The organism is Mucilaginibacter sp. P1_D10 (assembly GCF_056406215.1).
Window position 1 is genome coordinate 1 of sequence record NZ_JBFUAP010000002.1, and the last position, 15109, is coordinate 15109.

The 15109-nt window shown below is 45.6% G+C and carries 10 protein-coding genes; 6 read left to right on the plus strand and 4 right to left on the minus strand.

What is annotated here, in order from left to right; translation table 11 throughout:
- Positions 1-179: 179 nt before the first annotated feature.
- From AC1DYT_RS02620 to AC1DYT_RS02635, 4 genes are all read right to left on the minus strand, one after another.
- Positions 180-635, minus strand: a complete 456-nt coding sequence (locus AC1DYT_RS02620) for a universal stress protein (protein WP_477468098.1) — start codon at positions 633-635, stop codon at positions 180-182.
- Between the two features lie 222 nt (positions 636-857).
- Entirely contained in the window at positions 858-2459 is a 1602-nt protein-coding gene (locus AC1DYT_RS02625; RefSeq protein ID WP_477468099.1) for a L,D-transpeptidase family protein, read from the minus strand.
- Between the two features lie 6 nt (positions 2460-2465).
- Positions 2466-4868 (minus strand): phosphoketolase family protein, encoded by a 2403-nt coding sequence (locus tag AC1DYT_RS02630; protein ID WP_477468100.1) that lies wholly within the window; start codon positions 4866-4868, stop codon positions 2466-2468.
- A 7-nt stretch (positions 4869-4875) separates the two neighbouring features.
- The gene (locus AC1DYT_RS02635; protein WP_477468101.1) at positions 4876-6072 is read right to left on the minus strand and encodes an acetate/propionate family kinase; all 1197 of its coding nucleotides are present in this window, start codon (positions 6070-6072) and stop codon (positions 4876-4878) included.
- 289 nt (positions 6073-6361) lie between these two features.
- On the opposite strand from AC1DYT_RS02635, the gene AC1DYT_RS02640 reads away from it, so the two are divergent.
- The 6 genes from AC1DYT_RS02640 to AC1DYT_RS02665 all read left to right on the plus strand — a co-directional run bounded on the left by AC1DYT_RS02640 (position 6362) and on the right by AC1DYT_RS02665 (position 15094).
- Positions 6362-6934, plus strand: coding sequence for a sigma-70 family RNA polymerase sigma factor (locus AC1DYT_RS02640; protein ID WP_477468102.1), 573 nt, complete (start codon positions 6362-6364; stop codon positions 6932-6934).
- A 223-nt stretch (positions 6935-7157) separates the two neighbouring features.
- Positions 7158-8135 carry a FecR family protein gene (locus tag AC1DYT_RS02645; protein ID WP_477468103.1) on the plus strand — a complete coding sequence of 326 codons (978 nt, stop codon included), beginning with the start codon at positions 7158-7160 and terminating at the stop codon, positions 8133-8135.
- 165 nt (positions 8136-8300) lie between these two features.
- Positions 8301-11702: a SusC/RagA family TonB-linked outer membrane protein gene (locus tag AC1DYT_RS02650; RefSeq protein ID WP_477468104.1), complete on the plus strand. Its 3402-nt coding sequence runs from the start codon at positions 8301-8303 to the stop codon at positions 11700-11702.
- A gap of 42 nt (positions 11703-11744) precedes the next feature.
- On the plus strand, positions 11745-13271 hold the full coding sequence (locus AC1DYT_RS02655) for a SusD/RagB family nutrient-binding outer membrane lipoprotein (RefSeq protein ID WP_477468105.1): 1527 nt from the start codon (positions 11745-11747) through the stop codon (positions 13269-13271).
- A gap of 119 nt (positions 13272-13390) precedes the next feature.
- Positions 13391-13846, plus strand: coding sequence for a RidA family protein (locus tag AC1DYT_RS02660; RefSeq protein WP_477468106.1), 456 nt, complete (start codon positions 13391-13393; stop codon positions 13844-13846).
- Positions 13847-13873: 27 nt separating this feature from the next.
- The gene (locus tag AC1DYT_RS02665; protein WP_477468107.1) at positions 13874-15094 is read left to right on the plus strand and encodes an aminotransferase class V-fold PLP-dependent enzyme; all 1221 of its coding nucleotides are present in this window, start codon (positions 13874-13876) and stop codon (positions 15092-15094) included.
- The last annotated feature ends 15 nt before the right edge of the window (positions 15095-15109 follow it).

Below are 15109 nucleotides of genomic sequence, written 5' to 3' on the forward strand. Positions count from 1 at the left end.
AAAATGGGCTTTGTAAGTCTCAAAGACATCTCAACCCCACTTAAGACTGTTACTGTTTAATGAACCGCCGTATGCCGAACGGCACGTACGGTGGTGTGAGAGGACAAGTAGGGAACTAATCCCTACTTTCCTACTCGATGGAATCAGCTTTTTGTGGGTTGGGAATTTATGGGCAATTATTAAGGCACCAGTAGCAAAGGACAACCACAATAATTCATTACCGATGGGATATTACTATCAAAGTATAAGGTAGCGATGGTTTTGTCGATATGATTACCCATTACTACTAACCAAATGGCATTTTCGGCCACCAGCTCTGCAATGGTGTCCGCGATCGGGCCCGTTCCTTTTTTTGTGATGATCGTGACGGCTGCTTGTTGCTCCAGTGTTAATTTTGATCGCAAATAATTCGACAGTACGATTAATCGAGCCTCACTCTTAGCACTCATCGCTGCAATTTCTACATCGGGCGAACGCCTTTCGTCCGTTATAACGGATGCCTGGATTGATACTATAGAATTGTATATTAATACGTCTGCATTATTATTTATAGCAAGTTCAAGTGCCATATGCGCTGCGCGTTCCGCCCGTTTGGTAAAGTCGGTAAGCAGCAGTATTATTTTTTTAGGTGCCATAATTAATGGGAGACTATTAGTGCTTTATTGTATTCATAATTCATCCTCGCGATGTGCAATACCGAGATCTCCTGCGGGCATTCTACCTCGCAAGCCTGCGTTAGGATGTGTTGTTTGATGTGCTGTAAAGGTGGGCTATTAACCATGGGCAGTTATGATGGCTGTCATAAAAAAGGATGATGCCTGGCACAAAAAAATATTTCTTAAACTCCTTTATATTAATTAGTTAATATCGGTTCCTGATAGTAGCATGTCTGCGAGTCGCACGTCCAGGTTGTAAATATCTTTCCTAAAGTTAAGATGGCCTCCCCTGTCTGTAAAGGCGGTAAAGTAGGCTATGAATACCGGCACCTTTTTATTTAGCGTTATATATCGTTCTTTGCCCGCATGCATGTATTGGTTGATTTTAGCATCATTCCATGCCGCATTGTCTTTCAACAGGAAAGCGGCAAACTTCGCAGGCTCGGCTATGCGGATACAACCGTGGCTAAAAGCCCGGGTTGTTTCGCCGAACAGGGATTTTGAAGGGGTATCGTGCAGGTAGATGTTGTAGCTATTCGGGAATAGGAATTTTACCAGGCCTAAAGAATTGTCCTTTCCGGGTTTTTGCCGTACAACAGGCAAGCCGTTACTACGCCCGGTTATTTCCATATTATGATCGCGCAGATAATTGCCGTTCTTGTTCATCCCGGGTATGATCTCATTAGTTAATATCCCCGGCGGCACGTTCCAATAGGGGCTGAAAACTACATATTCTATTTCGCCATAAAAAGCGGTTGTAGGGTGCTCAGTTTTACCAACTACCACGCTGCTGCTCCAAAGCAGGCTATCGGCATGGTACACATGCATTTTAAATTCGGGTATGTTTACGGCAACATAATCTGTATTTAAACTCACCGGGAGCCAGCGGCTCCGCTCCATATTCACCAGTATTTGTTTTATTCGTGGCAATAAGGGCACATTCAATTCTGCTAAGGTTTCGTTATTTAAAAGTCCGTTGATGGCCAGCCCGTGCCTGTTCTGAAATACTTTAATGCCGCCTTGCATCTCTGGGTCGTAGGTGTTCTTCACCGTATCGCCGCTAAAATCCTCCAGCTTATACAAACGGGCCCTAAGCAATTGAATTGCTGCAGATGTATCACCAAGAGCAGGTTTCTTACCCAGGGTTATAGGTAGCCACTTGTCGTTTGTGGCCAACAGGCTGTACTTTCTCAGGTAGGTTCTTAGTAATTCATACTGGCGATAAACCGGCTCGTTTGCAGATAGTTGCTTTCCGGGTGTTTTTAGCAAACTATCCAGGTATTGGCTGTACGCAACCTTCTTCCTGGGCAATAGCCAACCGCTTGCTTTGCTTGCCGAGACGTCGATCCCTTCATAAACCGATTTTGAAAAATTGAAGTATTGAGCGGTAAGCATCAACTCTGCCTCAATTTCGGGTTGATGGCCGGCTGCTTTTGGTTTTGTTTCGTTTATCAAGGAATCAAGCACACGCTGATAGGGTGGGCTTTTACTAAGCCCGTCGCTTTTAAAATTAAGGATCCTGCTGGCTAAGTTACTTGCCTGTTCAATAAGCAAACCGTTGTTAAACCATGCGTAGGTAAAGTTCCGTTGCTTATAGAAAGCGGTAACCTCGGCCTGGTTTGGCGTAAGTAAGGGATAGTGTTTAAAAAAGCCTGCAATTTGTAAGCTATCAAAAGAGGCGACCGCAATAGTAGTGTCCCGATGGATGGTTGTTGCAGATTTCGGAGCTCCCTGCCCGCAACCGGCCAGCGAGACCAAAGTTGCCGCAGATATCATTAAAGATTTGATGAGATAGATTTTCATGGCGGGTTATTGTTTGGCAGAAGATTCGGCACCCCATTTCCAGTTTAAAATTTCGGGCATATCCTTGCCGTGTAATTTAATGTACTGTTTATGTTCTATCAGCTTATCTGCAAGCATTTGCTTGAGGTAAACTCCCTTGCTCCCTGTTTGTGGCAAGCGATCAATCACGTCCATCACCAAATGGAACCTATCCATCTCGTTTAACACAGCCATATCGAAAGAAGTTGTAATGGTGCCTTCCTCTTTGTACCCGCGCACATGCATGTTGATGTTGTTTGCCCGGTTGTAGGTTAAACGGTGCACCAGCCAGGGGTATCCATGAAAAGCAAAAACCACCGGTTTATCCGTTGTGAAAAGAGCGTTATAATCTGTATCTGTAAGCCCATGGGTATGTTCGCTGCTTTTTTGCAGTTTAAACAGGTCTACTAAATTCACTACGCGCACCTTTAGTTCGGGAAGATGTTCCCTTAAAATTGATACGGCAGCCAGCGTTTCTAAGGTAGGCACATCACCGCTGCAGCCCATTACCACATCTGGCTCACAATCCTGGTCGTTACTGGCAAAATCCCAGATGCCGATACCGCGGGTACAATGTTCCACAGCCTGCTGCATATTCAGCCACTGCGGTGCCGCGTGTTTACCAGCCACAATTACATTTACATAATGATAGCTGCGCAGGCAATGATCCATTACCGATAACAGGCAGTTGGCGTCGGGCGGTAAATATACCCTCACGATGTTTGCTTTTTTGTTAACAACATGGTCTATAAAACCCGGGTCCTGGTGGGTAAAACCATTATGGTCCTGCCGCCAAACGGTAGAGGTGAGCAGGATGTTTAATGATGCTATTTTTCTGCGCCAGGGTAGTTCTAAACAGGTTTTGAGCCATTTAGCGTGTTGATTGAACATGGAATCGACAATGTGAATAAAGGCTTCGTAGCAGTTGAAAAGGCCGTGCCTGCCTGTGAGCAAATAGCCTTCCAGCCATCCTTCACATTGGTGTTCGCTCAGCATTTCCATCACGCGGCCATCGGTAGCCAAAAACTCATCGCTTTTAATAACGGGTGCATCCCATTGCCTGTTAGTAACCTTGAAAACGTCATCCAAGCGGTTAGACATGGTTTCATCCGGCCCGAATATCCTGAAGTTTCGCTGGCTCTCATTCTCTATAATCACATCGCGCAAAAAACGGCTGCATACGTAGGTGTCGCCCTCGCCATTAGCGCCGGGAGCTTCTACAATAGCTGCGTAATCCCTAAAATCCGGCAGGCGCAACGGATGAAGTAATTCCCCGCCATTGGTATGCGGATTGGCACCCATGCGGCGGTCGCCTTTGGGTGCAAGTTCAGCCAACTCAGCAACCAATTTCCCTTGCTCATCAAATAGTTCTTCGGGGCGATAGCTTCTCAGCCATTGCTCAAGCATATGCAAATGCTCGGGAGGGCTGCTGGCCGATACCGCAAGCGGGATCTGGTGCGACCTGAAGTTACCTTCTATTTTGTAGCCATTAACTTCCTTTGGCCCGGTCCACCCCTTAGGCGACCGCAGGATGATCATCGGCCAGCGAGGGCGATGTCCGTTTGGATTTTCGGCATCGTACTTAATTTGTTTAATGCGATCTACCGCGTAATCCATTGCAGCTGCCATATCGCGGTGCATTTGCTCCGGGTCGTAGCCTTCTACAAAAATGGGGTTCCAGCCATAGCCGATAAAGAGCTGTTCCAATTCTTCATGGGTTATGCGTGCCAATACCGTAGGGTTGGATATTTTATATCCGTTGAGGTGCAGTATGGGTAACACTACGCCATCCGTTAAAGGATTAAGGAATTTATTAGAATGCCAGGCAGTAGCCAACGGCCCCGTTTCTGCCTCTCCATCGCCAACCACGCAGGCAACTATAAGTCCCGGGTTATCCAGCACCGCGCCAAATGAATGGCTTAAGGAGTAACCTAATTCGCCACCTTCGTGTATGGAGCCGGGTGTTTGAGGCGATGCATGGCTGGAAATACCACCCGGAGATGAGAATTGGGTAAATAATTTTTTTAAACCTTCTTCGTCCTGGCTGATGTCCGGATAAATTTCGCTGTAGGTGCCTTCCAGGTAAGTGCCCGCTACCACAGCCGGCCCGCCATGCCCGGGGCCGGATACAAACAGCATACTCAGGTCGTATTTCTTGATGATACGGTTAAGGTGTGCGTAAATAAAATTCTGGCCAGGTGTGGTTCCCCAATGGCCCAGCAGCATAGTTTTTACATGCGCCAGTTTAAGGGGCTCTTTTAACAAAGGGTTATCCCGCAAATACAGCTGCCCAACAGACAGGTAGTTAGATGCACGCCAGTAAGCATGGATCTTATGTAGTTCTTCCGCACTTAAGGCATCGGCAATTGTATCTATCGTTTTCAAATCCATCTTAATTTTAATTAATGGTAATATTATTCAGAACCCGGCTAACCAGCCGGGCTATCATTAGTTCTTCATTTGTTTGCATGGCCTGCACGGTTACCCCGCCTGGTTGGGCCGATATAGTTTGAAGGCCGCCGTTGTTTGCTTTTTCATCTATTTCGATACCCATAAATTCTAAGCCACCGCAAATGCGTACCCGTATTTTCGGGGCGTTAGCCCCAATCCCGCCTGTAAAAACCAGCCGGTTTAGGCCACCCATAGAGGCAGCAAGCGCACCTATAAATTTGCGCGCCTGGTAGCAGAAAACCGTTAGTGCCAAAGCGGCTTTTGGGTTATGTTCTTCCATCTTTAATAATTCGGCAACATCGCTGATGCCCGAGATGGCTTTTAACCCCGATTCGTTGCAGAGCAATTTATCCAGTTCATCGGCGGTTAAGTGGTGTTCTTTTAGCAGGAACAGCAGTACGCCGGGATCCAGGTCGCCGCTGCGTGTACTCATTACCAGGCCACCAAGCGGCGTTAAGCCCATGGTGGTATCAATCCCCACACCATTATCAACTGCGGCCATGCTGGCGCCATTACCCAGGTGAGCTATAACTATCTTTTCCTGTTTAGTCGCCGGGTTGGTTTCAATAAGCTTTTGCATAATGTATTGATAGGAGAGGCCGTGAAAACCATACTTCATCAGGCCTTTGGTTTGAAACTCATGGGGCAGTGGGTAGTATTTTACATGATTGGGCATGTTGCAGTGGAATGCCGTATCGAAACATGCAACTTGTGGCAGTTTTGGATAAACTTTTTGGATGGCGCTGATTACCGCCAGCTCGCCGGGTAAATGATTGGGAGCGAGATAAACCAATTCCTCAAGCTGTTGAAGCAGTTTATCGGCAATCAATTCCGGCTCGCGATGGTCGGGGCCTCCCTGAACTATCCGGTGCCCAACTGCAGACAATGCGAATTCATGTTTATGCTTGTCCAGATACGCTATGATCTCTGTGGCTGCTTCGTCTATGGTAGCGTATGCTGAGGTTTTTCCTCTAAGCAAATTATGGCGGCTGTTAAAAATTTCAAATCGGCCCTTATGACCGCCTATCTGCGTAATAGCACCCGACCGCAATATCTTTAGGTTGGCACCCTCATACAGGCAAAACTTAAGGCTGGATGAACCACAGTTAAGCGCAAGGACACAAGTTATTGAATGAGCGGGCATTACATTTGAATTAGTAGCAGAAAGATGCAGATGTAAATCAAAGGTAAGGCCCGTGTGCGTTTGAAATGTGACGGAGGAGGTGCTAAATAGTGATGAGTATCACTATTTTATGCAAACAATTTGCCCCATAATGTTATTCACCTGCCTGGTAAACCAACTGGCAAACCATTAAACAGACTTCATCTATAACCAGCAAAGTTTGATAAATAACCAACAATTTACGTTCTTGCTTTTTAAATGTATTTTTTTCATTACATTAGGTTCCTAATTTGCGCCATAAGTATTATAAATGAGGGCCTTCAGTTTAAACAGACGCCAGGATCTTACATTTGAAGAAGTTTTTGAACGTTATAAAAAGCAAGTTTATAACCAGGTGTATGCTATTGCCAAATCTGATTACGCAGCAGAAGAATTAACGCAGGAAATTTTCATTAAACTCTGGCTGAATAAAGAGGCTCTGCAGGATGTAAACAACCTGGGTGGTTATATATATACTATGGCGCGCAATTATTCCCTCAATTATTTGCGCAAGGCTGCCAGCGATACCCGCCTGGTAAACGAATTGATGCGGGTAGCCGTTACAAACGATAATAATACCGAGGCGGGCATAGCTGTATCTGAGTGTAAGCAACTCATCTCAGCTGCGGTTAACCATCTTTCGCCGCAAAGGCAACTGGTATATAAACTGAGTAAAGAAGATGGCTTAAATTATGATGAGATAGCCACTATGCTTAATCTTTCAAAACATACCGTTAAAAATCATTTGTTAGCCGCGCTGGCCTTTATTAATAATTTCCTCGCAAAAAATGGCGTAAACCCAACTCTAATAGCCATCGTATCCGCTATTTATTTAAGCAGATAGCAGTTTTATAAGCTAAGTGCCCATTTTGGTGTAAAAAATACACTAAGTATAGTCTGTTTTTAGGCGATTTTTAGTATTTTATCTAATTATCTAATTCTAAGTCGTCGATTCCAAGCTATTTGGAAGCGGGAATACCATTTTTTAATATTTTTTTAACTTTTTCTTTACTTCCATTAGTCTGTTATGCGTTTTGCTGTGTCTTTAGCATATTAAACCACAGTTAATGAACGATAGGCAGCGGAAGGAATACCTTTTAAATAAGTACATTAATAATGAATGTACGAAGGAAGAGTTTAACGAATTTTTGGAGTTGGTTAAGGCCTCCCCGGATTTTGAGGGTTTTGACGGCCCGATGCAACAACAATGGCAAAATGCCCAGGTTGACTCCGCAGCTCATCAACCCAATTGGGATGGCATGCGTAACAATATCTTGTTAAGGTTATGGGCGCTTAAAAAACGGAGGCAATACGTTGGATCCGCAGCACTCATTGCGGTTATCATTAGCGTTACGGCATTCTTTTTTTACTATAAAACATCAGTTATCAACGCTTCTGTAAATTATATTACAGCATACGCAGCCCCGGCAAATACAAAGGTTGTTTTATTGCCCGATGGTACAAAGGTTACTCTCAACTCAAACAGTACATTGCGATACCCCGAAAAACTTGATGGTAGCACCCGTGAAGTTTATTTAAAGGGCGAGGCCTATTTTGAAGTAGTACACAACGTAAACAAGCCGTTTGTAATCCACTCCGGTAAATTATTAACTAACGTATTGGGTACAACTTTTACCGTTAGCGCCTATTCACCCATGCAAGCCATGAATGTAACCGTGCTTACCGGCAAAGTAGCTGTGAAGGACGAGCAAACCCAGGCATTGGCTATACTAACCCGTGGGCAATGGGCAACTGCAAAACCGGGCGAAAGAACTTTTAGGCTCGGTAAAATGACCGCTCCCGAAGACGCAATTGCCTGGATAGATAACAAATTGATTTTTGAGGATGTAGACCTGCAGGATGTTGTTGTTAAGCTAAACAATAAATACAACGTGCAGATAAATGTCGCCAGCAACAAACTGGCCCACGAACACATCACGGGTATTTTCGAGTCGCAAAGCCTTCCGGGCATTTTAGAGGCGCTAACGAAGCTCACCCATTCTAATTACACCATACAGCACAACACTTATACAATTAAATATTAGCTAAACTGATTGATTAAAAACTAAACTGACCGCCTATAGAACAAAAAAAGACATAAAAAAAGGTTGAATGTGTTCCAGCACATCCAACCCTCAGGGGCACAAAGCCCCCAAATTCATAGTTCCCATTTAAGGGTATTTCGTCACTACAAATTTTTGAACAAATATATGACAAATAAATCATTGTCCTTTCACTTGTTAAGTAAAGCACTCCTGCGGATACTAATCATCAGCACTATTTTTTCTGTATGCTTTACTCAAACACAGGCAAAAAACACATCAGCGCAAGACCTAAACACTCGTATTTCGCTAAAAGTGGTGAATATGCCGGTAAAAGATGTACTTAAGCAAATCAACAAAGAAACCAAATTAAGCTTTGTTTTCAGTAACTCGATTGTTACCGACCAGGAAGTAACTATCAACGTAAAAAACGAACAATTAAGCTCGGTATTAAAGAAAATCCTGAACCCTTTCGGCATGGATTATACGGTATCGGGCAACGTTATCCTTATCGACAAAAAGGCTGATGCCGCTGTTGGGCCTGCAGGCGTTACTCCTGTTAACGTGAGCGGGAAGGTTGTAGATAACACGGGCGTTCCATTAGTGGGCGTAACTGTTAAAATAAAAGGCACCAACGGTGGCGCTGTAACAAATACAGAAGGCCGCTACACGCTGGTTGTGCCTGATGAGAGTACGGTTATCGTGTTTTCATACATGGGGTTTGTAACTCAGGAAATTGCTGTAAACGGCAGGCAAACCATTGATGTGCAATTGGTAGAAAACCGCAACAACCTTAATGAAGTGGTTGTAACGGCGTTGGGTATATCGCGCCAGAAAAAAGCTTTGGCATACTCAGTAACCGAAGTTAAGGGCGAAGAGTTTACACAGGCCAGAGAGAATAACCTGGCCAATGCCCTTACCGGTAAGGTAGCGGGTGTAAATGCTACTGGCCTTTCAACCGGCCCCGGAGGCTCCAGCCGCGTGCTCATACGCGGTAATGGTTCGCTATCGGGCGGTAACCAGCCCTTATACGTGGTTAACGGTATGCCAATTGATAACTCGGTACCGGGTGGTAGTGCAACAACCAATGCAGGCGGCGGCAACGTTGACCGCGGCGATGGCATTGCTGGCATCAACCCCGATGATATCGAATCGATAAGCGTACTTAAAGGAGGTACAGCAGCAGCATTGTACGGCGCAAGGGCGGCAAACGGTGTTATACTTATCACCACAAAAAAAGGCCGTGCGCAAAAAGGCGTTGGCGTTGATTACAACACTACATACACCGCCGAAACGCCGGCTGTTTTTCCTCAATGGCAGTACGAGTATGGCCAGGGCGATGGTGGGGTAAAGCCCATGACACAGGCCGCTGCCATAACAACTGGCAGGCGTTCATTCGGTGCCAAAATAGATGGCTCTACTTACGTAGCTGCCGATGGATTGGAACACCCGTACTCCGCTCAGCGCGACAACATCAAAAACTTTTATCGTACAGGTTCTACATTTACCAATACCGTTGCATTTACAGGTGGAACCGAGGCCTTTACCTACCGTTTTTCTGTTGCCGACCTTAACGGCAAAAGTATTTTGCCTAACAGCAGCTACGATCGCAAAACCGGCAACTTAAATGTTAGCGGCAAATTGAGCAAAAAGCTGAGTTTTGATGCGCTTGCGCAATACAACATCGAGCAAGCCAAAAACAGGCCAAGCGCCGGCGATGCTTTAGGTAACCCCAACTGGACACCCTACATGATAGCCAATACGGCCGACATAAGGTGGCTTAACCCGGGATATGATGCCGATGGTAACGAAATAGCCTGGAATGACGCACCCATCGCATCAAACAGCTATTTTGTGGTAAACAAATATCAGCAACGCGATACTAAGAACAGGTTTATAGGCCAGGCGGGCGTAACCTACGAGTTCATCAAGAACCTGTCGTTAAAAGGTGTGGTAAGCCGCGACTTTTACTTTTACAATTATAATTATGTATTGCCAACGGGCACGCTTTATGTGCCAAACGGACAATACAACGAGCTAAAGGTTGATGCATCGGAAACCAACGGTTTATTAACCTTAAACTACAACGGCAAAGTAAAAGATTTTGGTATCTCGGCCTTTGTTGGCGGTAATCAGCAACGTTCTGTTTACAACCAGGCTAATACTATTGGCAGTAATTACATCATCCCATACTTTTATAGCCCAACAAACTTATCTACAATCTCTAACACCCCTACCAATAACAAAACAGCCATCAACTCTTTAATGGGTTCGGCCGATATCAGTTATAAAAACTTTGCTTACTTAACTGTAACCGGCCGCCAGGATTGGTTTTCCACGTTAAGCCCGCAAAACAACACCATTTTTTACCCGTCGGTAGGTGGTAGCTTTGTACTGTCAGAAGCATTTAAATTGCCGCAGGGTATAAACTATGCCAAAGTGCGTGCATCATGGGCCCAGGTGGGTGGCGGCGCGCCGGACCCGTACCAGATAAACCAGGCGTTTATTATGTTGCCAAGTTCGGGCCAGCCACTGCAAACGGTATCCAGCACAACGATCACTAATCAGAATTTACGCCCCTACACCTCTACTACCATTGAGGCTGGTATCGAAGCGCGCTTTCTCAACAGCCGTATTGGATTTGATATCACCGTGTACGACCGTAAAACAACCGACGATATTGTGTCGACCGCTATTACGGGCACTACAGGTTATAACAACGTACTGTTAAACGTTGGCGAACTGAGCAATAAAGGTATCGAGGGATTGATAAACGGTACGCCAATAAAAACAGCAATCTTTACATGGAGCGCCAGCTACAACGTTGCTTATAACAAAAACGAAGTGGTTAAGCTTGCGGCGGGGCTCAACCAGATCCAGATGGCATCATCGGTAAACGGATGGGGTTATATCAACAACATTGTTGGCCAGCCTTACGGTTCTATCGTAGGTACGCGTATGATGAAAGATGCCAGCGGCAACGTAGTGTTTAATGCTACAACCGGGCTGCCTGTTGCAACAGGTTTGCAAACTTTGGGTAAAGGTGTTGCACCGCTAACCATGGGCCTTTCTAACGATTTTAGGTATAAAAGGTTTAGTCTTAACGTGTTGTTAGATGGCAAATTTGGGAACAAGGTATTATCGTTAATGGAAATCTACGGTACGCGTCTTGGTTTAATGAAAACAACGTTGCCCGGTCGTGATGGCGGTTTAGCTATCAGCGGGGTAGATCAAACTGGAGCACCGTATTCAAGAACCGTATCGGTAGCTAACCTTCGCACGTATTACGATAACTATAAATCGTACTCAGAGCTATTTCTGCACGATGGTAGCTTCGTAAAACTGCGCCAGGTAATATTAAGCTATAGCATCCCGGTAAGCGGGCTCAAAGCCTTGAGCCTGCAAAGTGCAAGCGTATCGCTTGTGGCGCGCAACCTGCTTACTATCTATAAGCAAACAGACAACTTCGATCCGGAATCGAGCTTTACCAATGGTTCCAGCCAGGGTTTTGAATCGTTTGGCTTGCCCCGAACCAGAAGCTTTGGTTTAAATTTAATGGTTAAGTTTTAATTAAATCAGGTTAATGCCAGCATCATTTTAAAGACAATTGACATGAAAAAAAACCTCCTAAAATATTTAGCAGTTTGTATTACCGCCTGTATGGGCTTGCAGGCTTGCGATAAGAATTTTGAAGTACTTAACACCAACCCAAACGCATCGGCAAACCCAACTCCTGCTTTCGTATTCACCAAAGCATTGTTAGATGGTACGGGCGATGTACTCAACCTGCTGCACGGCACCATGCAATACACTACCAGTTACAATGATGTAGCAGGTTTTGGCGCCAAATATATCCTTGCCCAAAGCGGGCAATCGTGGCCGGTGTTTAACAACGCCTACCCGCACGAGATAAACGAGATACAGCAGGTTATAGCCCAGGTAAATACCAACCCGGAGCAGGTAAACCTACTGGCTACCGCTCGTATCTGGCGTGTATATTGCTTTAGCCGTGTTACCGATTTGTATGGCGATGTGCCTTATTCTGATGCAGGAAAAGGTTATACCGAAGCTATTTATAAGCCAAGGTATGATGAGCAGAAGAATATTTATGCCGACATGCTTAAAGAACTTGATGAAGCCGCTGCAGCACTTAACGTAGGCAAAACCACCTTTGGTGCTGCCGACCTGATTTACGGCGGCGATGTGCCTAAATGGAAAAAGTTCTCGTACTCCTTGATGCTTCGTTTGGCAATGCGGATGACCAAGGTTGACGTTGTTGCAGCTGAAGCATGGGCAAAAAAGGCAATTGCCGGTGGCGTTATTTTAAACGATGCCGATATTGCTAAGGTAAACGGTTATGTGCTTGCAGGGCAGGATATCAACAAAAACCCGCTTGCATTAAATTGGCTTAACTCCGATTATGTGAAGGCAGATGGGGTAAGTAATCAGGAAGGCGGTAAATACCAGGATGTGTTTATTGATTACCTTAAAACCAACAATGACCCGCGTTTAGGAGTACTCTCTGTAGCCTGGATCGGCGGCAAAGCCGATACCTCATTTGCGGTACAAAAAGGTATGTCGGCAAAGTTGGGCACTAAACCTGCCGATTTTGGCACTTACTCTGAACCAAATCCGGCTACTATTTTGCAACTCAACAGCCCATACTTGCTGGTTACGAATGCCGAAACCAACTTCCTGCTGGCAGAAGCCGCGTTGCGTGGTTGGTACAGCGGTGCAAGTGTAAGCACGTCGTACGAGGACGGCATCAGCGCATCTATGCGGCAGTGGGCGCTTTTTGGTACCGGCGGTGCCATCACCACCAACCAAATCCAAACCTACATTAAATACCATAAGCTGAATACGGCAGGTTCGGTTTCCGCGCAAATGGAGCAAATCCACACCCAGTTTTGGGTGGGTGTTTTCCCAAATGCAACAGAAGTTTTTGCAAACTACAGGCGCACAGGTTTCCCTGCGCTTGTGCCAAATACTTATGTGGGTAATGCTACCGGCGGTAAAATCTTCAGAAGGTTTTTATACCCGGCTACCGAGCAAAACTTAAACGGTGAAAACTACCAGGCTACAATTACACGCCAGGGAGCCGATGAGTTCCTGACCCGGATGTGGTGGGACCGCCCTTAAAAAGTGTGGTTTTTATTAAAGAGGGCATAACTCCGCCGGGGAACTACACCCGGCGGGTTATTTAAAATTCGTAGTTAACCAACCAACTACATCATTTATAACCAATAAATAACCAAGCAATGGAAAGAAGATCTATCGTAAAAAAAATGCTGGCTTCAATTGCCGGTATCTCTGTATTTGGCTTAGCAAAGGCCAACGTTGTAAACGCTGAAGAAAAAGAAGTGAATAATGTAACCGAATACCAGGATGTACCCTTGTTTTCGGGCTCAACCAAATTGGGTAACATGGTATTTATTGCGGGTAAAGGTGCCCACGTAGCGCCTTTTGAAATAAAAGAGCATACCGAAATTGTGCTGAAAGAACTGGAATCAGAGTTAATAAAAGCCGGTTCATCTATGGAGAAGGTTTTAAAAGTGAATGTTTATTTGAACGACATTGCCGACTACAAAGGCATGAACGAGGTTTACAAAGGCCGCTTTGGCAAAAAGCCTCCTGTACGCACCACCGTTGCAGTTGCAAAGGGTGGCGTCCCCGGCGATTCTCTTGTCGAGATGGATTGCATTGCCTACATCTAAGTTTAATACTCCCTATTAACAACAAAAATGAAACGCAGAAACGTTATTAAAAGCTTGTCTATCCTCCCCTTTACAGGGGCCTTGGCCGCAAGGGCTTCATCTATACATAAAACCATTGCCCCTGTGCCAACTGTGGCGCCAAAGCGCAACCTGTTTAAGGAACTGGGCGTTACGCCGGTTATCAATGCATCCGTTACCATGACCTTTTTATCAGGTTCGCTGATGCTGCCCGAAGTGCTGGAGGCCATCAACTCCACCTCGCGCGATTTTGCCAACATGTACGAACTGCAGGATAAGGTGGGCGGCAAAATTGCCGAAATGCTGCACGTTGAAGCTGCGATGGTAACATCCGGCGCGGCATGCGCTATGGTATTGGGTACTGCGGCCTGCATTACAGGTACCGATGCAGAAAAAATAAAGATGTTGCCCAATCATCCCGGCCCAAGGCCCGAGGTGATTATGCAAAAATCGCACAGGTATCTGTTCGACCAGGCAGTAAGCACTACCGGGGCTAAAATTATAGAAGTTGAGGGTGCCGATGAAATGGCAAATGCCATCAACAGCAATACCGTAATGGCCCTGTTTTTTAATGCGGCCGATAAAAGCAGTATTACCCACCAGGAGTTTTTGAATGTTGCCAAAGCCAAAAAAGTCCCTACATTTTTGGATGCTGCCGCCGATGTACCGCCGGTAGAGAATCTTTTTAAATTCCAGATGATGGGTTTCGATCTGGTTACATTCTCGGGTGGTAAAATGATGCGCGGCCCGCAAAGTGCCGGCTTGCTATTTGGCCGTAAGGACCTGATAACTGCGGCAAGGCTAAACCACAGCCCGCACGAGGCGCCGATAGGCCGCCCGATGAAAGTGAACAAGGAAGAAATGTTTGGCATGTACGCCGCACTTAAATCGTATTTGGACCGCGATCATAAAAAAGAATGGGCAGATTGGTTATTGCGCGCCAAAACTATTGGCACCAGGCTGGAGGCCTTGCCAACCGTTAAAACCGAAACGGTGGTTGACCCGGGGCCGGCAAATAACTTCCCGAGCCTTTTTGTAAGGTGGGACCAAACCAAAATACGCACAAACCCTAAGGATGTATTGGCGGCGCTGAAAAACGGCACGCCAAGTATTGTAGCTAATGATAAAGGTGATGCGCTGATTGTTGGCGTGGTGCTTCTACGGGAAGACCAAATAGAGGTTGTTGCTAACCGGGTGAAACAGATTTTACAGCAAGCTTTAACCGCCTAGGGGCAATTTAAAACC